This window comes from Coraliomargarita sinensis (genome assembly GCF_003185655.1).
GTDB classification, from domain to species: domain Bacteria; phylum Verrucomicrobiota; class Verrucomicrobiia; order Opitutales; family Coraliomargaritaceae; genus Coraliomargarita_B; species Coraliomargarita_B sinensis.
This window is the reverse complement of the sequence record NZ_QHJQ01000003.1, coordinates 109175-129532: the sequence shown is the minus strand read 5'-3', so window position 1 is coordinate 129532 and position 20358 is coordinate 109175. Positions and strand designations below refer to the sequence as shown.

At 56.8% G+C, this 20358-nt stretch carries 14 protein-coding genes; 3 read left to right on the top strand and 11 right to left on the bottom strand.

The annotated features are described in order from the left end of the window. Nucleotides 1-138: 138 nt before the first annotated feature. The 7 genes from DDZ13_RS05270 to DDZ13_RS05240 all read right to left on the bottom strand — a co-directional run bounded on the left by DDZ13_RS05270 (nt 139) and on the right by DDZ13_RS05240 (nt 9619). Nucleotides 139-2622 (bottom strand): ribonuclease R family protein, encoded by a 2484-nt coding sequence (locus DDZ13_RS05270; protein ID WP_110130393.1) that lies wholly within the window; start codon nt 2620-2622, stop codon nt 139-141. Between the two features lie 81 nt (nt 2623-2703). Next, nucleotides 2704-3042: a Sec-independent protein translocase subunit TatA/TatB gene (locus DDZ13_RS05265; protein ID WP_110130392.1), complete on the bottom strand. Its 339-nt coding sequence runs from the start codon at nt 3040-3042 to the stop codon at nt 2704-2706. Nucleotides 3043-3084: 42 nt separating this feature from the next. After that, on the bottom strand, nt 3085-3492 hold the full coding sequence (locus tag DDZ13_RS05260) for a hypothetical protein (protein WP_146209244.1): 408 nt from the start codon (nt 3490-3492) through the stop codon (nt 3085-3087). A 4-nt stretch (nt 3493-3496) separates the two neighbouring features. Continuing rightward, a complete protein-coding gene (gene rpoD / locus DDZ13_RS15875) occupies nt 3497-5578 on the bottom strand; it encodes an RNA polymerase sigma factor RpoD (RefSeq protein ID WP_110130390.1) in 2082 nt (693 codons plus the stop codon). 47 nt (nt 5579-5625) lie between these two features. Next, the gene (gene dnaG, locus DDZ13_RS05250) at nt 5626-7446 is read right to left on the bottom strand and encodes a DNA primase (RefSeq protein WP_158279800.1); all 1821 of its coding nucleotides are present in this window, start codon (nt 7444-7446) and stop codon (nt 5626-5628) included. Nucleotides 7447-7495: 49 nt separating this feature from the next. Continuing rightward, a complete protein-coding gene (locus DDZ13_RS05245; protein ID WP_110130388.1) occupies nt 7496-7846 on the bottom strand; it encodes a four helix bundle protein in 351 nt (116 codons plus the stop codon). Nucleotides 7847-7885: 39 nt separating this feature from the next. Beyond that, nucleotides 7886-9619 (bottom strand): tetratricopeptide repeat protein, encoded by a 1734-nt coding sequence (locus DDZ13_RS05240; protein ID WP_110130387.1) that lies wholly within the window; start codon nt 9617-9619, stop codon nt 7886-7888. On the opposite strand from DDZ13_RS05240, the gene DDZ13_RS05235 reads away from it, so the two are divergent. Continuing rightward, nucleotides 9618-10832, top strand: a complete 1215-nt coding sequence (locus DDZ13_RS05235) for a DUF362 domain-containing protein (protein ID WP_158279799.1) — start codon at nt 9618-9620, stop codon at nt 10830-10832. The genes DDZ13_RS05240 and DDZ13_RS05235 overlap by 2 nt on opposite strands. Before the next feature lie 237 nt (nt 10833-11069). On the opposite strand, the gene DDZ13_RS05230 is transcribed toward DDZ13_RS05235, so the two are convergent. The 4 genes from DDZ13_RS05230 to DDZ13_RS05215 all read right to left on the bottom strand — a co-directional run bounded on the left by DDZ13_RS05230 (nt 11070) and on the right by DDZ13_RS05215 (nt 17551). Continuing rightward, nucleotides 11070-14309 carry an efflux RND transporter permease subunit gene (locus DDZ13_RS05230; protein WP_110130386.1) on the bottom strand — a complete coding sequence of 1080 codons (3240 nt, stop codon included), beginning with the start codon at nt 14307-14309 and terminating at the stop codon, nt 11070-11072. Between the two features lie 93 nt (nt 14310-14402). Continuing rightward, the gene (locus DDZ13_RS05225; protein ID WP_110130385.1) at nt 14403-15518 is read right to left on the bottom strand and encodes an efflux RND transporter periplasmic adaptor subunit; all 1116 of its coding nucleotides are present in this window, start codon (nt 15516-15518) and stop codon (nt 14403-14405) included. Further along, nucleotides 15515-16894: an efflux transporter outer membrane subunit gene (locus tag DDZ13_RS05220; protein WP_110130384.1), complete on the bottom strand. Its 1380-nt coding sequence runs from the start codon at nt 16892-16894 to the stop codon at nt 15515-15517. Before DDZ13_RS05220 ends, DDZ13_RS05225 begins: the two co-directional genes overlap by 4 nt. Before the next feature lie 6 nt (nt 16895-16900). After that, nucleotides 16901-17551 carry a TetR/AcrR family transcriptional regulator gene (locus DDZ13_RS05215; protein ID WP_110130383.1) on the bottom strand — a complete coding sequence of 217 codons (651 nt, stop codon included), beginning with the start codon at nt 17549-17551 and terminating at the stop codon, nt 16901-16903. Nucleotides 17552-17901: 350 nt separating this feature from the next. Between DDZ13_RS05215 and DDZ13_RS05210 the strand changes: the two genes are divergently transcribed. Together DDZ13_RS05210 and lpxB are read left to right on the top strand one after the other, a co-directional pair. Further along, the gene (locus tag DDZ13_RS05210) at nt 17902-18834 is read left to right on the top strand and encodes a Gfo/Idh/MocA family protein (RefSeq protein WP_110130382.1); all 933 of its coding nucleotides are present in this window, start codon (nt 17902-17904) and stop codon (nt 18832-18834) included. Between the two features lie 33 nt (nt 18835-18867). Next, nucleotides 18868-20097 carry a lipid-A-disaccharide synthase gene (lpxB, locus tag DDZ13_RS05205; protein ID WP_233246085.1) on the top strand — a complete coding sequence of 410 codons (1230 nt, stop codon included), beginning with the start codon at nt 18868-18870 and terminating at the stop codon, nt 20095-20097. The last annotated feature ends 261 nt before the right edge of the window (nt 20098-20358 follow it).

Genomic DNA, 20358 nt, shown 5'->3' with positions numbered 1-20358 from the left:
GTGACATGTGTCGTGCCATCGCTACAACCATTAAGTATCAATTCTTTTTTAAATTTGTATAATAATACCGGAAAAAGTTACGCACTGGTATGGAACATACACCGGTCGATTCGGGCTGGGTTCGCAAGTGTGCCCGGCTCACTTTTTCCTTCTGTGTTTTTGGGGGCGCTTGGTCAGGACTTTGCCTTTTTTCGCTTTGTCTTTGGGGTTCGCTTTCGAGTCCGCTTTTTTGACGGTCGGACCGGATCGGCGTGATTTGGAGCGCTTGGCGAACGGCCGTCCTGCGCGGGCCTGCTTCTTGGCCGGTTTTTTTGAATCGCTGGAGCTGATCGCTCGAAAGTCGATTTGTCGCTTGAAGCGGTCGACTCGTTCCACCTTGACCATGATGTGTTGCCCGAGCGCATAGGATTGGCGCGTGCGGCGTCCTATGAGCGCGGTGCCGTCCGAGTTCGGGTGGTAGAAGTCATCGTCGAGGGTGGAGATGTGGACCATGCCGAAAGCGAGGGAATCGGTGAGCTCAATGTAGAGGCCATGATTTTTGACGTCGGTAATGACGGCCTGAAAATGCTGCTGATCGTCTTTTTCCAACTGCCGCTCGTAGAATTCCAGTAGCTTGGTTTTGACCGACTCGCGCTCGGCATCGACCGAGTTGCGTTCGGTAATACTGAGGTGGTCGCCCAGTGCTTCCAACTTACTCGTGCTATAACGCACCTCCGGGTTGGGTAGGGCGGAGTCGGCCCCGATCTTATGCAGGTAGGTGTCGATCACCCGGTGCACAACCAGGTCGGCGTAGCGTCGGATAGGGGAGGTGAAGTGAGTGTAGTCGGGCTTGGCGAGGCCGTAGTGGCCATCGGCACTGGCGCGGTACTGTGCCTGCTTGAGGCTGCGCAGGACATGGACTTTCAGGGTATAGCCCTGCGGGTGCTCTTTCAGTTTTTTGAGCAGGGCAGTCATCTCGCGAGGTTTGCTGAGATTACCGCAGGGCACGCCGAAGGTGATCATGGTCTCGCGGAGTTCCTGCAGTTTTTCCTCTTCCGGTTCATCGTGCACACGATAGAGGCTGGGGAAGTTCTCCCGTTTCATCACGCGGGCCACTTGTTCGTTGGCCGAGAGCATAAACTCTTCAATCAACTGGTGGCTTTCGTCGTGGCTTTGTTTTTCAATGCGGTCGGCAAAGCCTTCTTCGTCGACGTAGATTTTTACCTCGGTCATTTCCAGATCGAGCGAGCCCTTGCGAAAACGCTTCTTGCGAAGCTGCGAAGCGATGTGCCAGAGATCCTGGATATGCGTTTGCAGCGCCTGCATTTCCTGATTGTTCAGTTCCGAGAGCGGGCGCCCGGTCGATCCGGTCTGGTGCTTGGGGGGCAGGGGGGTGGCGCGGATCTTATCGAAGCTCTTTTCCGTCATGAAGGCGAAAGCCTGGGCATAAGTCAGGCGTTTCTTGCTCCGAATCACCGTATTGGCAAATTCCACATTGGCGATTTCGGCCTTGTCCGTGTAGGTGATGAAGCAACTCTTGGTCAGCCGGTCTTCGGCCTCGACGAGAGAGCAAAGTCCGTTGGAAAGGGCATGCGGCAGCATGGGAATCACCGTGCCGACGAGGTAGGTGCTGTTGCCCCGCTCCTGCGCTTCGACATCGAGTGGGCTTCCGGGTTTTACGTATCCGCTGACATCGGCGATATGGATGCCAATGCGCACCTTCCCGTCCTCTATTTTCTCAACCGAGAGGGCATCGTCGAAGTCCTTGGCATCATCGGGGTCGATTGTGAAAGTGAACAGGTCGCGACAGTCCATACGGTTGCCGATATCTTTTTCCCTGACCTTGTCCGGGATGTTTTCGGTCTGCTTCTCCACGGCGGCGGGGAACTTCGGATCGAGGTCGTACTTGTAAAGGATCGCCTTGAACTCGGCGTCCGGTTCGTGGGTCTCGCCCAGTACTTCAATGATCTCACCCTCCGGATTGAGGTGGCGCTGTTTCCATTCCAGCATCTTGACCACAACTTTATCGCCCTTTTTCGGGATTGGCCGGATGCCCGAGTTTTTCGGGTCCGGGACCAGCAGGTCTTGTATGATGCGCGGATCATCCGGGATGACGAAGCTGGCGTGCTGGCCCTGATCCAATGTGCCCACGATGCTTTCGCGGGCGCGTTTGAGGATACGAATAACGCGTACACCAGGCTTGGCGTCGGGGTCCTGATACTGGGCCGGGCCTTTACGCCCTTTGCCCTTACCGCGTTTGTCAAATTTTCGACGCGGACGTTCGTTGATCCGGGCCAGCACCTGGTCGCCATGCATGGCGACGCCGGTGTCTTCGGCGGACACGGGATAGCCTTCACGAACGCCGAGTCCGGGTTGAGCGTCCGGCATCAGAGTGGCGGCACCGCTTTGACGAAATAGGATCCGGCCGCTGATCAAGTCGGCCTGCTCGGGGATGCACAGGCGGTCCTTTTTAATTCGGGCGATTTCGCCGCGTTCCAGCATGGTGTCGAGCAGGGTGTGCAGTTCCCTGGTTTCGTCCTTGTTTAGCTTAAGCACCGCGACGATTTCCATGCGGCGCAGAGGGATGTAATCTTTAGCTCCCAGGAGCTGAAGAAGTTTTTGTCGGATACCGGTCTTACTCATATGATTGAAAATAAAAAAAAGCGCACTCCTGCGGAAGCACGCTTTTTGGGAAATTATGTATGGTCTGTGTTTTTGATAAGACTAGGCCTTGGAAGTCTCATTGTCTTTTTTCTCTTCTTCCGTTTCCGGTTCTGTATCGCTCTCATCGGTTTCGGAGGAAGCTTCGACCTGCTTCGGGTCGGTGGTGGCCTCTTTTTGGGCTGGGTGTTGTGCGTGCTTGTTTTCCTCGGGCTCTTCTTCCATCGCAGTGCGAATGTCGTCCTCTATCTCGGAGGTGGCCTTTTTGAATTCGCGGAGCGACTTACCGAAGGAACGGAAGAGATCCGGAAGACGCTTGGCGCCAAAAAAGAGCAAGACGACCAGGAAGATGAGAATAATTTCCCAGCTGGATAGGTTTTGGAGAAAGGCGAGTGGTTGCATGATCGATGTCCTATTAAAGCGTTATAAGTAAGCGTAGCCTTATTATTGTTCCGCGTCACGATATATTTTCGAGAGCCGAGATGCCTCGGCATCACTAGCACGGGTCACAAGGTCATTGATGTCGGGCCTGCCTTCAAGGACGTCGGCCGTGCGCAGACCTGTCGCCCGCTTCGGCAGTGCTTTGAGCACGCCTGTTTGGGTGCCGTCGTCTTTATCTTTAACCATGAGAAAGGCACCGTCCTCAAATTTGTTGCCATTACGAATCGTGGCAAGTCGTCCGGATAGGTCGACGTGGACGATCGACGCTTCTTTGGTCGTAAACAAGGTGCCCGAGGGCGCATTGCCGATCGTTTCGGTGCCTTCGGTAATGCGCACGTTGTTGCTACCGCCGCAGGCGGCAAGCATCAGCGCGCCGGCCAGTGCGAGGAGAGTGAAGGATGTGTTTTTCAAAGACTTATTTTTTGGCTTGTTCGTGTTCACGCTTGATACTGTCCATGCCCGGCTTCTCCAAGTTAATATCACCTTCAAAAAAGCCGTGAAGTTGGCGAATACGGGTGGGGTGGCGCATCTTTCGTAGCGCTTTTGCTTCAATCTGCCGGATACGCTCACGGGTGACCTTGAACTGACGACCCACTTCTTCCAGAGTTCTGGAATAGCCGTCGGCCAGACCGAAGCGGAGGGAAAGCACACGGCGTTCGCGCTCGGTCAATGAGTCGAGCACGTCGGTGATCTTTTCCCGCAGCAGGCTATAGGCGGTCATGTCGTACGGGTTTTCCGCCCCCTTGTCCTCGATGAAGTCACCGAAGTTGGTGTCGTCGGAATCCCCGACCGGGCTCTGCAGGGAAATAGGCTGCTGGGCCATCTTCATGATGGCTTGCACGCGCTCAAGCGGCAGACGCATTTCGTCGGCAACTTCTTCAGCCGTCGGCTCGTGGCCGAGTTCCTGAAGCAATTGCTTCTGCACCTGCATGACCTTGTTTAAGGTCTCGATCATGTGGACCGGGATACGAATGGTGCGCGCCTGGTCCGCAATCGAGCGGGTGATGGCCTGACGGATCCACCAGGTCGCGTAGGTGGAGAACTTGTAGCCGCGGCGATACTCGAATTTTTCCACAGCCTTCATCAGGCCCATGTTGCCCTCCTGAATCAGGTCGAGGAAGGAGAGACCACGGTTCGTGTATTTCTTCGCGATCGAAATAACCAGACGGAGGTTGGCCTCGACCATCTCGGTCTTGGCCTTGTGGGCCTCACGCATGCCGGTGCGCACTTCGCGGATGATGTCGCGAAACTCCGAGGGCTCCATCTTGAACTCGGCCTTGAGTTCTTTCAGGCGCTTGTTGACGGCGCGGACGTCGACCTTCTTACGGCGGCGGGCCGTGACCTGCTTGGCGGTATCCAGGTCATCGTAAAGGTTGCTGATCTCGCGGAAGACCGGGCTGAGGCCGTTGAGGAAATCCTCAAAGCATTTCAGCTTCAGGCAGTATTTACGCAGCACCTTGCGCAGTTCCTCCTCGTATTTGCGCATTCGGGTGCGGGCACGCTTGGCGTTCGATTCGTTGGAGGCATTCTGACAACTGTCCCAGGCCGAGTAAATCCGCTCGCCCAGCTTGTGGGCTTCTTCGAGTAGCTTGGGCAGACTGTTGAAATAAGCTTCGCGGCTTTCGATTTTCTTATCGAGCACGACGCGGTCAAAGCGCTCCTCGCGGTTGAGGAGTTTTTGCACCACGTTGTTCTGAAACTCCAGCGTCAACGCCGTGGAGAAGAGGGCGTCCTGTGCCCGAAGTTCGGCTTTTTCGATGCGCTTCGAAATCGCGACTTCTTCTTCACGGGTAAGGAGAGGCACCTGGCCCATCTGCTTCAGGTACATGCGGACGGGGTCGTCCAGAATGTCGTTTTGTGAACTGCGGACTTCCTTTTCTTCGCTTTCTTCCTGACGGGCCTTGAAGGCTTCGACTTCGGAATCATCCAGAATATCGACTTCCAGGTTTTGGAGGATGGAGATGACGTTCTCGATCTCTTCCGGATTATTGACCGAGTCGGGCAGGGCTTTGTTGATATCCTTGTAGGTGAGGAAGCTCTGTTCCTTGGAAAGGCGAATCAGTCCCCGGATGCGTTCGTTAAGTCGCTCCTGGGCTTTGGTGGTCAGCTTGCGTTTGCGGCCGACTTTCTTGGTCGCGGCTTCGACATCGAGGTCACTGGCCGTCGTCACCTCCTTCTTGGCGGGTGCTTTTTTCGCCGCAGTCTTTTTAGCAGCGACTTTCTTGGCCGGGGCCTTTTTCTTGGCGGCTGTCTTGGCGGCCTTTTTTGTTGTCTTCTTGGCTACTTTTTTCGCCGCAGTCTTTTGGGCTCGCTTGGAAGCAGCTTTCTTTTTCACCGCCTTTTTCTTGGCCGGAGCTTTTTTGACAGCTTTCTTGGTCGTCTTGCTGACGGTTTTCTTTGCCGGTTTTCTGGCAGCGACTTTCTTGGCCGGGGCCTTCTTTTTTAGAGCTGTTTTCTTCGCAGTCTTTTTCGCGGTTTTCTTTTTAGCGGCTGACATAGATCGTGTGATGTAGGTTAGGAGAGTGTTGTAAAATTGGTTTTGTCCTAGATTTCCAGTGGTTTGGAGAGTTCGGAGACAAGTTGCTTGCGCTCTTTCATGAGCCCGACGCGTTGTGCCGGTTCGGCGTTGAGGATCGTTTGTTCCAGTTCTTTGATGCGCGTTTCGTGATGTTTACGACGTAGTTTATTTAAGCAAATTTCGATTTGTTTAACTGGTTCTTCAACCTCGAGATCTCGGGAGTGAATATCGGCTAACAGTTGTCGGTCTTCAGTGCTGTCGAGGAGCTTATCGATCTCGCTGGTATCATCAATCAGGCCTTCGCGGAGTTCGGCCAATATTCTGGAAAGCATGCACGCTGCTGGAGAATCCGAGTTAATCCATTCGTAATCAATAAGTTCCGGAAGAGTCTTTGTATGTTCGGGATGATGTAAAACGAGCCAAAGTAGCTCCCAAGTGGCTTGTGTCAATAGCGGGTCTTTCGCGGCCGGAGGAGCGGATGTTTCCTCTTTGGGGCCGGATGACCGGGGACGCATCCGTTGGGCGGCGTTGTAGTCACGCAGGGCTGCCTGTGCATCGACCTTCAAAATACGGGCGGCTGACTGGATATAATCCTCCCGGGCCACTTCCGAAGGGACGTGCACGAGAAGTTCAAAGATATTGCGGAGGGCGACGCTCTTGTCGTGGGTACTGGGGGCATGGTCCTCGGGTAGGGCATCTTCGATGCTCAGTTGAATTCCGGATTTGGCGTTTTGGCGCAAGGGTTCCAGAGCCGCCGCGCCTTCGGTCCGTAGCAGGTCATCGGGGTCCGCCTTCTCCGGCAGCAGGAGGAAGCGAAATTCCAGCCCCGCTTTAAAGGCGAGGGGGAGGGCGCGGAGGGCGGCTTTGCGCCCCGCGGCATCGCCGTCGAGCAGACATTCGACCGAGGCGGGTTCATAGCGGCTGAGCAGGGCCAGCTGTTCTTCGGTGATGGCCGTGCCCTGGGGTGCGACGGCCGTATGCAGTCCCACGGTCCAGCAGCGGATGGCGTCGAGCTGTCCTTCGACCAGTAGAAAACTGTCACCTTCCTTAAGGTGCGTACGGGCATGGTCGAGTCCGAAGAGAATACGGCCCTTGTGAAAAATAGGGGTTTCGGGGGAGTTGACGTACTTGGCCTCACGGGCGGGGTCGTCTTGCGGAGTTTGTTCCAGCTGGCGTGCGGTGAAGGCGACGACCCGACCCTGAACATCACGTATCGGAATCATGAGCCGTCCGCGGAAGCGCGACTTGAAATTGGCGTGTTCCTGTTCCCGGTCCCGGGCGAAGAAAAGTCCGGACTGGTGCATGGCGGCGGTGGTCACGCCCCGCTCCTTGAAGTAGAGTGCAAGGGCGTTGATTGCCGCCGGAGCATAGCCGATCTTGAACTCCTTGGCCGTCTCGCCGGTAAAGCCGCGATTCTCCTTCCAGTAGGTCCGAACCGGTGCGGCTTCCTTGGATTCCACCAACTGACGATGAAACCAGTCGCAGGCGAGCTCATGCAATTCGAAGATTTGCTTGCGGAGTGACATCTCCTCACGCGAGGGACCGCCCTCCTCGTATTCGAGGGTGATATTGTATTTCTTGGCGATGAACTCAATCGCTTCGTAGAATTCGAGATTCTCCATCTTCATGACGAAGCTGAAGCAGTCGCCCCCTTCACCCGTGCTGAAGCACTTGAAAAAGCCCCGGTCGGGGTGCACGTAGAACGAAGGGGTCTTTTCCGTGGTGAAGGGGCTAAGCCCTTTCCAGGATCGACCGGCGCGCTTCAACTGAACGTAGGGCGAAACAATATCAACCAGGTTGACCTGGTGCTTGATCGCTTCGATCGACCTTTGTGCAATTCTTGGCAAGGGAAGGTGAGAGTGAAAGTGAGAGGGAAGGTGAAAATTGGCTAATATCTTATTTCGATTTCAGCGTGGTTATTGTCGCAGTCAGGATGCCGATGATTTCATCGCAAAGCGACTGTCGTGCTTCAATCTTTTCTGCAGAGAACCAGTGTTTCATCCTTCCATAGGGGCCTTTGGTTTCCTGGGCAGACCCCCGGGCGATTATCAGGAATTGAGCATACACGCGTTGACTGCCCCGTCCGTAGCCTTCTTCGATGTTCGCAGCAATGAAGTCGGCTGTACCTACCTGTTGATCGGCGAGCCGCCGGATGCCGAAGGATCTTTCGAGTGCTAAAATATCTTCGACTACCAGGTCAAAGAGTTCGTTTGCTTTGATAAGAGCACCGAATTCATCAAGTTTCATATTAAACGGTCACCTGCACTTTCACTCTCACTTTCACCCTCACTCCCGCAAGCGAGCTGCGGCTTGTCGTGCTTCGGGGACCAGGGGATGATTGGGCGCGATGTCGATGAAACGAAGGTACAGATTGCGTGCGACAAATTTGTCTTTGCTGATACGCTCGTGGGCGCGGGCGAGAGAGAGGGTAATCTCTGGGCTGGAAGGGAAGCGGTCGTAGGCTGTTTCCAGTTGGGCCAGAAATTCCTTGGCCGGACGGGAACGCTGGGCCACGCGTAAAAAGTCCAGCGTGTAGGCGACTTCCTTTGGTTTGAGACGAACCGCTTCGAGTGCGGCGGTATCGGCGTTCTGCAGTTGGCCGTCGATCAGGTAGGCACGGGAGAGCAGGTTCCAGACGTCCGCCCGGTTGTTCGCGATGCTGATGGCGGCCCAATACTTGCGAATGGCGCTCTTGTAGTCGCGGTCGACTTCAGCAGCCTCGGCTTCGGCGAGTAGTTCTTCCAGAGTCTTGGGCTGCTCGGCCGGGCGGATTGTAGGTGTCGCTTCGACCGGATCAATGGGCTCCGCGGGTTCGATGGCTTCGGCAGTGGCAATGTCTGCGCCTGGCTCTGTACTGAAGCTGGTCTCGGGGGCGCTCGCTTGCTCGTCGAAGCTGACAGAGATATCAAAGTCCGGATCGGCCGGTTGAATGGCAATGTTCGGATCAAATGCGATGGTTTTTGCTTCGTCCGGAGTTTCCTCTGCGACTGCCGTCGGATCAGGACCGGCTTGCCCGCCGGGTTCCGCTTCCTCCGCCGGCTTGTTGGCCAGGGCTTCGGCGGATTCGAGATCGGCAATCACCTGTGCCTTGCCGCTATCAGTTGTCTCTTCTGTAGAGGCGGCTCCTTCGGTTTGTTCCGGTGCTTCGCTATCGGCATTAGCCACCTCAACGACTTCATCCTCTTTCTCGGCTTCATCCGCTTTTTTCTTCGCTTCCTCGGCCGCGGCCAGCTCGGCCTTCATTTTTTCCTGGGCCGCTCGCCAGCGTTTGAGTTCGTCGCTGGCCTGCTTCCACTGACTGGCTTCGACCGCTCCGGGGAATTGTTTGTTCAGACGCGCGATCGTGGCTTCGGCTTGGGCCCATTCTTTTTGGCTGAGCTGAATTTGGAGCAGTCCGAAAAGCGCAGTCAGTGCGGAGGGGGCGTCGTTATCGGCGGCGATTTCGAGCCACTCCGCAGCTTGTGCGTTATTCCCCAGTCTGGCGAAAAGTTGTCCGATGGCAGCCGCTGTTTCCGGGGCCGGTTCTTTTTTTTCCGGGTTCACGCCCTTCAGGTAGGCGTCCAGTGCGGCTTCGGTTTGGTTGTTGCCAGCCCGATAGGCGCCGAGTGACACCCAGAGCTCGTCCGACATGGTTTCAGGGGAGAGTTTTGCCAGTTTTTCCAGGCTTTGCCCGCTGGGCTGCCCGGCAGCTTCGAGGGATTGATAGGCCTGGTAGAGAAGTTCGACATCCTCGGGGTTTTGCAAGTGTGCCTGCTCAAGATAGAAGGACGCCATGGTGTGGTCATCCTCCGACGTGTAAATCCCGCCGATGGCCTGCAGAATCTCGGCGTCGTTGGGGTATTGCTCCGTCAGCGACTCCAGGATTTGAAGTGCTTCCGCATTATTCCCCTGGCTGGAGAGTTCGAGAGCCTGATTGATTTGCTGAGCGCGTTTTTCTTCCGGGCTGCTGCAACCTGCCAGTCCGGCCATTGTCGCAATCAAGAGGATGAAGAGTATACGTTTGAGAGTTGCGTTAAACATGGCTGAGAATTTCGTGCAGTGTGTGCACCGTAGAATACATAACGAGGTCGAGGTTTCACTTTCGCGGCAGGTCTATGGCTGTCAAGTGGATAGGCTGCGGCATGGTCTCAGCTATGTCATACTGATGTTGTGCGCCGTGTCGATGGTTGGTGCGGCTGATCTGGTCAAAAAGGCCCCGCTCGGGCTGGTTTGGGAAGCGCCGCTTGCCTATCAGACGGACTACTACACCGAGGTGGAAGCCTTGCTCTCCGCTTACGAAACGTCACAGGGCGAGCAACTTGTGCCCGGGGAGCGCGGTCGGGTGGGGCTGAAGGTTAACACCCGTGGCGGGGCCGGCTTGAGCACCCCGCCCGAATTGTTACGTGCCATGATCGCTTCCCTCGAAAGCCGTGGCTTCGGGCGCAACGATATTTACATCGTGGATTATTCGGCGCACAGCCTTCGGTCCGCTGGAATTATGCCGTCGCTCAGCAGCCCGAATAAACGTTTCAACGGAGTCCGTGTTCTGGCACTGGACAGTGAGAAATATTACGACCCCGAATGGTTTTACGACAGCCCCCTGCCAGCTGCGTATCAACAAGAGCCCCGGTTGATGCTGGAAGGTCGAAACCGCGACTCTTTGAAGGAGGGGGACGAAGCGCGCAAAAGTTTTCTACCCGAGCCGCTCTTGTTTGAAGTCGATTTTTGGATCAACTTCGCTGTGGGTGTGGATGACCCGGCACTGGGTGTGGATGGCGCTCTGGCCAGCGCGACCTTGTGGAACGTCAGTAACAGTCGCCGCTTTTTGGTCAATCAGGCCACGGCTTCGGCGGCCGTCGCGGAGATCGCCGCCATTCCCGAACTGGCCGAACGCCTGGTGCTCAATTTCGTCTCATTGGAAGCGTACCAGTTTATCGGCGGGCCTTTTTTCAATGCCATCTACACGCGCTCCGAGCCCCGCCTCTGGATGAGCAGCGATCCGGTGGCCCTGGATCGTTTGCTTTACGACCGCATCAACCACATGCGTCGCCTCGAAGGCTTTCCCGAAATCGACCCGCTGCCTCGGCAACTGCCTTTTGCCACCAGCCTGGGACTCGGTGTGCATGAACGTTCCTCGATTCAAATCAATAAGCTGGAATTGACACACCCGGAAAAAGAACGGCCCAGGGAGACGCGCGAGCCGCCCAAATTTGAACAGGCTCCGGACTGGTTGAAGAAGATTACGCCCTGGTGAATGATCAGAGGGTGCACGGAGCGATTCACTCAGGCTGGCGGATGGACGCAGATTGGATTCAATTTTCTCTTTATCATCTGCGTGACGGAAGTCTGCCGGTGGTGGAGGATCATAAAGACCCGACGCTGAGCCCGCTGGGCTGCTTGTGAGCTGAAGGAGCCAGTCAGTGGCGAGGTCTGACTGTTGCGGCACCAAAGCCAGATTTGCCATCCGTCTGGCGAAGGGATACTAGGGGGTTCACGGGCCGGCTTTATGCAACAGCCTCGCGACGAAATCGTGCCCATCCTCGAGAATGGTGTAAAAGGCGGGGACCAACAACAGGGTCATAAAGGTGGCGAAGAGCACGCCGAAGCTGAGTGAGGTGGCCATGGGGATGAGGAACTGGGCTTGCAGGCTGGTCTCGAAGAGGAGGGGCAGGAGCCCGGCGAAAGTGGTGAGCGAGGTGAGGATGATGGGGCGAAAACGGGCTACGCCGGACTCGATGATCGCTTCGCGCAGGGGCATGCCTTCGGCCCGTTCCTGATTGATGAAGTCGACCAGAACGAGCGAATCATTCACCACGACGCCAGCGAGGGCGACGAAGCCGAGGATGGAAAGAATACTGACCGACTGGCCGAGGATGACGTGCCCGCCGATCGCGCCAATCAGGCCGAAAGGTATAACCACCATGACGATGAAGGGCTGCAGGTAGGACTTCAGTGGTATGGCCAGCAGGGCATAAATAATAAAGAGTGCGATCAATGTCATGCGGGCAAGGCTGGCGAAGATGTCCGCCTGTTCCCGGGCCTCGCCTTCGAAGCTCCAGCTGATGCCGGGGTAATCCTCGAGTATGCGGTCGATGGCACCGGGGCCGTTGTGTTTACCGGAAAGTTCGCGGATCCAGCGCTGGATTATTCCCGGAACCCCGTCCCACAGGTTCGGCGTGCTGAGTTCGGATTTGATCAGCTCCAGATCGGCGACCGACTTGTCGGCATCGGAGGTAATGTTGAGGACCCGTCGACGGTCCACCCGGTTGATGGTGGAGAAGCCGTCCGTGATCGCGACTTCCGCGACTTCGGCAAAAGGCACTTCACTTCCATCCGGCGTGCGGATGCGGAGTTCTTCCAAAGATTCGACCGACTCGCGTTCACTGCGCGGGTAGCGCACCATGACCTTGATGTCGTCACGCCCGCGTTGAATACGCTGCGCTTCCACGCCATAGAAGGCGGCGCGCACCTGTTGTCCTAAATCCTGCTGCCTCAGGCCCAGCGAAAGGGCGGTCGGTTTGAGCTTGAGCTGGATCTCGCGTTTGCCGCTGCTGAAGTTGTCCCGAATGTCGTAGAGGCCCTCATAGGTGGCCAACTTGTCGCGGATTTTTTTCGATGCCGCCTGCAACTGGTCGAAGTCGCGACCGTTGAGTTGAATGTTGATAGGATCGCCACCCTGGCCGGCGGCATTGGCATCGAAACTCAGACGCTTCACACCGGCGATGGGGCCGATGAGCTCGCGCCAGCGGTCTGCCAGATAGGGGGAGGAAAGTTCCTCGATATTTCCTCCATCCGCCAGGTCTTCACGTTTCACCATTTCTACCGCGATCTCCGCCTGGTTGGAACTCACGGTCAGATTCTGGCCCGGATTCGGCCCGCCGGCAAAAGGCTGGCTCCCGATTGTAATGACCACGTTTTCGAATGGATTGCCGTGTCCTTTGCTTTCGGTCTCCTCGACCAGTTTGTTCAAGCCGGCATGCATCTTTTCGATGGCGGCTTCCGTCAGTTCCACGGGCGTGCCTTCCGGCATGGTCAGGCGGGCCACGATGTAATCGGAGGGCACCTTGGGGAAGAAGACGAATGCGATATGCTTCCCGCCGAGCAGGGCCAGCATGACTATGAGCAAGCCGACGAATGCCGCCACTGTGCTGTAGCGGTGGGAAATCGCGAAATTCAGAACCGGGCGGTAGCGCTGCTCGACAAAACGTTCCAGGCCGTCGGCGACTTTACGCTGTTGGCGGCGCAACCAGCCGATTTTCTCACGCTGGCCCGCGCCCACGTTGCAGAGTGTGAGGTGGTAGGGCAGGATGAGTTTCGACTCGATGAGCGACCAGATCAGAGTGGCGATCACGACGACTGGAATCGGGAAAAAGAATTTACCCAGAAAACCGGGAATGGTCAGGACCGGGATGAAAGCGACGATGGTCGTGAGTACGGCAAAAGTGACGGGCACGGCCACCTTATGAGCACCCGCAACGGAGGCGGCTACGCCCGGCCCGCCGTGTTTCTGGAACTGGGTGAAAACGCTCTCGCCCACGATGATGGCATCGTCGACCACAATCCCGAGCACGAGGATGAAGCCGAAAAGCGAGGCCAAGTTGATACTGATCCCCAGTCCCGGGAGGAAGAGCATCGACCCAAGAAAGGAAATAGGGATGCCCAGCATGACAAAGAAAGCCAGCGAGGGGCGGAGAAAAAGGGTGAGGATGAGAAAGACGAGTATAAGGCCGTAGATGCCGTTCTCGATCAGCATTTGCAGGCGACCCTTGAGGTAGTAGGTAAAGTCGCGGAAGGGTTCGATCTCGATACCGGCGGGCACCTCGGCCCGGATCTCTTTGGCAAACGCCTGCACCCGCTCCGATACGTCGAGTGCGCTTTCATCGCCCACCGCATAGATGTTGAGCAGGACCGCGCGCTCGCCATTGAATTCCGTCTCCAGGCGGTCGTCAGTAAAGCCGTCATCGACCTCGGCGATATCCGCAACGGTCACGACGCCACCGTCCGGCAGGGTGAGCACCGGCATGGTTTTAAACTCGCTGCCTCGGTAGGCTTTGCCGGTGGTGCGCAGCAGGATCTCGCCGCCCTGCGACTTGATGACCCCGCCGGGAATGTCGACCGATGCGCTGCGCACGGCCTGCACCACTTCCGCAAAGGTCAGTCCGTAGCGCCGTAGTGAGTCTTCGGATACATTGATGGAAATCTCGTAGTTGGCGATCCCCTTAATGAAGACCTGGCTGATGTCTTCACGGGCGTTGAGTTCGTCGCGCACGTATTCCGCCACGTCTTTGAGAATGCGCAGGTCCGTGTCCCCGTAGATCGCCAGGGAAATGACATCGTTGCGAATCAACAATTCCTCGACGTTCGGCTCTTCCGCTTCTTCCGGGAAATTCGTAATGCCGTCGATACGGACCTTTACCTTGTCGCGCACCTCGGTGGCATCGTAGCCACGCTCCACTTCAATGTTCAGGGAGCCGAAGCCTTCGCCTGCGGTCGAGTTGATCCGCTTGATGCCGTCGATGTCCTGGATCCGATCCTCAATCAGTTCGACGATCCCGCTCTCTACTTCCTCCGGGGCGGCGCCGGGGTAGGGGACACCAACACTGACAATGTCGAGATCGAGCTCGGGGAAGAGCTCCAGCTTAATCGTCGAGGCCACAAACAGACCCGTCGCGATGACGATTCCCGCGAGTAGGTTGGCGGCGACGCCGTTTTCTGTGAACCATTTGATCAAGGTGTGTTTGTGGGTCGTTGAGTGGTGAGTGGCGGGTCGTTGAGTGGTTGAGTTGTTGAGTGGTGGGTGGTTGTGGGCCTTAGCAATTAGCCATCAGTCGTTATTAATGATTTCCACCGGCATATTTTCCACGAAGTAGGCGATCGGGCTGGTGGCAACTTGGTCGCCGGGGTTGAGACCTCCGGATAGGATGGCTTGCTCTGCGTCGGTTTTGACAATCTCGATCGATCGGGTGACCAGGGTCTTTTCCGGCGTGACGAGATAAATACTGTCACTCCCACGCAGTGCGTAGCGTGGCAGCACGTAGGCAGATTCCAATCGGCGTCCCTCGATTTCGGCTGTTACGAACATGCCGCGGCGCAGCCCGTTTTCGAAAGGAGCATCCACTTCGGCCACCGCATAGGTCAAGCGGCTGGACGGATCGATGGTGGCTTCGAAGCGAACCAGTCGGCCCGACCATTCCTGTCGCCCGGAGGCACCCTCCTTGTGGAGGGTGACGTCACTTTCACGCAGTTCGGGGTCGATCAGGTAGTCGATTTCGTCCTGCGCCAATGGTAGGCGGACTTCCGCCGTATCCGTGGCGTAAATACGCGCCACCGGATTTGCGGGGTTTGCCATGACATATTGCCCGAGGTCGACCGTCTTCGAGAGCACGCGTCCGTCGTAGGGTGCCCGTATTTCGGTCCTGCGCAGGTCACGCTTGGCCCGTTTCAGCGCTGCTTTCGCACTTTCGATCCGGGCGCTTGCTTGTGCCAGCTGAGGTTTGCGTAGGGTCAGGTCGCTGGCTTCGCCTTCCCCCAGGGCCGCCCAGTCTGCTGCGGCTTGTTCCGCCAGGGCTTCTTCCTGGGCGAGGCCGAGCTCGGCTGTCGCCAGATCCGCGGCGCGGGCCGCGACGGCGGCTTCGTAATCGGCCGGATCAATACGGAAGAGCACGTCATCCTCTTCGAAGCGTCCACCAGCGCGAAAGTTCGGCGACATTTCGATGATTCGTCCGCTGACTTCGACCGCCAACTCAGTCTCGATCTTCGGGAGCACCGTGCCCTGGCTGTCCACCGTCAGGAGGACGGATTCCGGCTGCACGCTCATCGCTTCGACTTTGGTCGCGGGCCGTTCCGGGGCGACCTCGCTCGGTTCGGGGCGAAGGGTGTAAAGGCCCACGGTAACTCCGATGGCCAGAAGCAGGATAAGAATGGGGGCTAGACGTTTCATGATTCAGTGGTAAAAGGCCCGCCGAGTGCGAGGTAAAGATCGATACGGTTCTGCAGCAGCAGATTCTCCACGCGAATGAGGCGGGCACGCGCCGTTGCCGCGGTTCGCTGGCTGTCGAGAACGTTGAGGAAGTCCGAGGTGCCCTTGCGGTAGCGGTCCCATGCCAGCTCCTCGGCGGCATTGGCCTCGTCGGCCGCCGTCTTCAGATGTGCGTATTCGTTTCTCAGATACGCCTCGGCGGCGAGGGTGGTTTCCACCTCAAGGAATGCCTGCAGAGCGGTGTTGAGGTAGGCGGCTCTGGCCTGCTCTTTGATCGAGGCACTGCGGTCAACGTTGGCCAGAATACGGCCCCCCTGAAAAATAGGCTGGCTCAGGTTTCCGGCCAGCGACCAGACGGAAAAATCGCTGTCGAGCAGGTTGTTAAAGGCCTGTGACGATCTGCCGGTAGAGGCCGTCAGGCTGATTTTCGGAAGCAAGTCCTTCTTGCGGGCCCGCAGTTCCTGGTCCACGGCGGCGAGTTGTCGTTCCGCGGCGACCAGGTCCGGGCGCCGTTGGATGAGATCGGCGGGAATGCCTGCAGGGATGGTCTCCGGCAGCGTAGGTAAGGCGCGCTTGGGATCGATATCGCCTTCCGGATAGCGGCCGAGTAGTACCTCAAGGTTTCTTCTGGCGGCATCCAAGGCCCGCCGCCGGGTGGCCAGATCGGCTTTTGCTGACGCGGCAAGGGTGCGGGTTCGGCGGAGGTCGAGACCTTCCGCCAGGCCCCGCTTAAAGCGGGACTCCAATGTCTTGAGGTTTTCCTGATAGGCTTCTGCGGTGCGTCCCGCTTCGGCAACTTGCTGTTCCGCTTCGACCAGGTTGAACCAGGATTTGGCTACCTGGGCCGCCAGGGAGAGACGTGCGGCATAAAGTTCGGCCTGGCTTACTTCCACGCGGGCCAGAGCCGCCGAGGTCAGATTGCGGAGGCGCCCCCAGAGGTCGATTTCCCAGCTAAGATTCGGGCCGAGATTGTAGTTTTCAAAAATGACCCCGCCGGTCGAACTCGGCCCGAAGGTACTGATCTTTTGACGTGCCGCATCCAGACCCAGGTTGGCCGAGGGCATCAGGTCGGCACCGGCGATGCGCGCCTCGGCAATGCTCTGGCCGAGCACAGCTGTCACCCGCTGCAGGTCGGCGTTGTGTTGCATGGCCTCTTCTACCAAAGCTTCCAGCTTGGGAGCGTTCAGATCCTTCAGCCAATTTTGCGGGATGTCCTGGTTGCTGGCCGCAGCGGTCCATGCGGTGGGTAAATTGATGTCCGGAGCCTCGCTCGGCGTCGGAGCACTGGCACAACCTGCCAGGAGAAGAATCAATAGACTGTGGGCAAAATATTTCACGTAGGATCAGGCTTGTTTGAAGCCGGCGACAACAAAAGCGGTGAGCTCGTCGCAGATTTTATCGAGATCCTTGCCGCTCAACTTACCGCCTGAAATACTTTCCAGGCGAACCTGCTCGATGATCGTGCCCAGCATGGTGCTGACGGACAAGTAGAAGCGCAGCTGCAGTGCCTGCTCGGAAAGTTCCGGGCAGCTGCGTTTCAATTCCGTAAGGAAACGCCTGGAGAGTTCGGCAAAGAATTCCCTGTGCATGTTGCGCATGAAGTCGGCCGGCTCCGTTAAAGCCCGTCCCACCATCTGCATGAAGGTGTGGTCATTCCCTTTCTCCGTAGTCGCGTGTTCGAAAAGAGGCCGGAAAAGGGCCTCGAAAATCGCTTCGAGTGGAAGAGGTTCGGGTGAGTGCTCTGCCACTAGTGAATTCAGGCGCTCAATACGCTCGGCGTTGATGGGTTCCATCCTTCGTTGGATGACCGCACGCATCAAATTGGTCTTCGATCCGAAGTGATAATTGACTGCCGCCAGGTTGACGTGTGCCGCCTTGGTTACGGCCCGCAGGGTCATGGCCCGGAACCCTTTCTCGGCAAAGAGTTTCTCAGCCGCCTCGACGATCTGCCCTCGTGTCTTGTCGGCTATTTTCTGTGGTGCGGATGTGCTCATCTTAACTTTCTGTAATGATAGGCTAGACCTATACGCCCGGTTTTTCAAACAGATGTTTTAAACTTATTTGGGGCGGCCAAATGCGAAGGCATTCGGCTACACGGTGAATGCCAATATGGAAATACGAATCGTGTAATAGGGTAGTCTAGGTAGCTGAAGCCTTTCGGCTTTGGACGGTAGGCCTTGGGGATAAAGCGTGGCCGGGTCCAAACGCTAAGGCGTTCGGCTACGAGGAGAGACTATTCAGAACGTAGCCGAAGCCCTTCGGCTTTGGCCTTTCCCGATTACAATCAATGACCCGATGGATTTCCCGCCTTGTCAGGCTAGCCGATCCAGCGCTTATTGTTTGTATGGACGACAATAAAATTCGCTGTGGTGTGATCGGCACCGGTTATCTGGGCCAGCATCATGCCCGCATTTATGCGGCGCTTAAGGAGACGGAACTGGTCGGTATCGTGGAAGCTGATGACGCGCGTGCCGGGGAGATTTGTAAGCTCTACAACTGCGAACGCTTTTCGACCGCGGAGGAACTCGCGAAGCAATGTGATGCGGTGAGCGTGGTCGTGCCCACCGATAAGCACTGCGACGTGGCGGTACCCTTGCTTCAGGGAGGTTGCCATCTGTTGATCGAAAAGCCGCTCTGCACCAGTCTCGCGGAAGCGGAGGAGATCCTGGCCGCGGCCAAGGCCAACGGCTGCATTGTGCAGGTCGGTCATATCGAGCATTACAATCCGGTCATGGGCTATCTGGAAAACGCCGTGACCCAGCCGCAGTTTCTGACGGCTGACCGGCTGGCCCCCTTCAATCCGAGAGGGACTGAGGTTGGCGTGGTTCTCGACCTGATGATTCACGACATCGGGGTGATTCTAGCTCTGGTCCGTTCGCCGATTAAGCATATTGATGCGGTGGGGGTGAACGTGCTCTCGCAAAGTGAGGACATTGCCAATGCACGCATCTCTTTTGAGAACGGTTGTGTCGCTAATATCAACACCAGTCGGGTGAGCCAAAAGAAGGTGCGGGAGATCCGCGTTTTCCAGCCGGCCAATTACCTGTCGCTGGATTTTATGAACCAGAGCGGACACTTCCTGCGCAAAGAAGGCTCGGAATTGGTGCGTGAGGAAATTCCCATCGAAAAAGACGAGCCGCTGAAACTGGAACTGGCGTCCTTTGCACAGGTCGTGCGCGATACCGGCCAGCCTAAGGTCGGTGCCGAATTGGGCAAAACAGCCCTCGAAGTGGCGATCCAAATCACGGAGATGATCCGTGCCGGGCAGGGTGGTTGAACATCGAACATCAAACGTTGAACGGGAAGAGCATTGAATAGCGAAGATCGAAGGCCGAAGAAGGATTCCGCGTCGGACGTTGTAGGGTTGACGTCGGGCGTTCCCGCGCTGCCCGAGCCGGTCGACCGACCGCCGGATCTCTTGATCGTTGCGGGCGAGCACTCCGGCGACGAGCACGCCGCGCACCTGGTGGCTGAGCTGAAAGCGAAGGATCCGGAGCTCAAGATAGCGTGCTTGGGTGGCGAAAAACTACAGGCTGCAGGAGCGCAACTTCTCTACGACCTGACGGCGGTCTCCATTGTCGGCTTTGTTGAAGTGCTCAAACACTACAACTTCTTTAAGGCACTCTTCCATCGTACCCTCGACTGGATTGAGCAGCATCCGCCCAAGCAGATCTGTTTCGTGGATTATCCGGGATTCAATCTGCGTCTGGCCGACCAGTTATTTCAACGCGGTCTCAGCCGCAAGGCCGGCGGGAAGATCGAACTCAGTTATTACATCGGCCCCCAGATTTGGGCCTGGAAAGCCAAGCGCCGCTTTAAGATGGCTAAGTTACTCGACCGCGTCGGTGTGATTTTTCCATTCGAGGTGGATTGTTACAAGGATACGGATTTACCGGTTGAATTTGTCGGCCACCCCTTTGTACAGCCCGGTTACGAGATGCCATTTGTTTACGATGCTGAGGCCCCAATCCTGCTGCTGCCCGGTAGTCGAAGCACTCCGGTCAGCCGTATTTTCCCCGTGCTACTCGATGGTTTTGCCAAAGCGCTCGATGCGAAGCCCGACCTGCTCGCCCGTGTGATCTATCCGAGCCGGCAGATTCTGGATCAGTTGAAAGAGATTCTCACGGCGTATCCAAAACTGCAGGACAAAGTCAGTTTTCATTCCAACGAGAAAAAGCAAATGCCCGCCAGCGCGGTGCTGATGAGCTCCGGTACCATGTCCCTTTCGGTGGCGCTTTCCGGCATTCCCGGTGCGATTGCTTATCGCCTGCACCCGATTAGTTACTGGATGGGGCGTTATCTGGTCAAAGTGCCTTACATCGGCATCGCGAACCTGCTGCTCGACCGTCCCCTGCATAAAGAATACATTCAGGGAGTGGCCACACCATCCAGGCTTGCCGACGAAATTTTGGAAGCGAGCTCAGCCGAAGCTGCGGAGGAAGCGAGTCGCGGTGCTGCGGAACTTATGCAATTGTTAAGTCCGGATGACAGTTCAAGTGCGGTGGATTGGCTTTGGCCAAGGTCTGATACCAAACTGTAACTTTTTCTGGCAAAATGGTAGGGCGGTTTTTGCCCTCTGGGGGGGGCGACAAGAGCGGCTCTCATTGAGGGAGACCGGCCGAACCAGCCTTTCGTCTTACGGTGGCGATTGCCCATGACCTTTGATGCGGGCAAGTGTTTCCACCTGCAAAACGGCCCTTAGAAGGGTTCGCAAGATGCGATATTAACACCGAAACGAAATAATATTGGTATATTAGCAAGAGTTCTTTTGTAGCTATGGTAGTCTTCTGCCATCTCCATG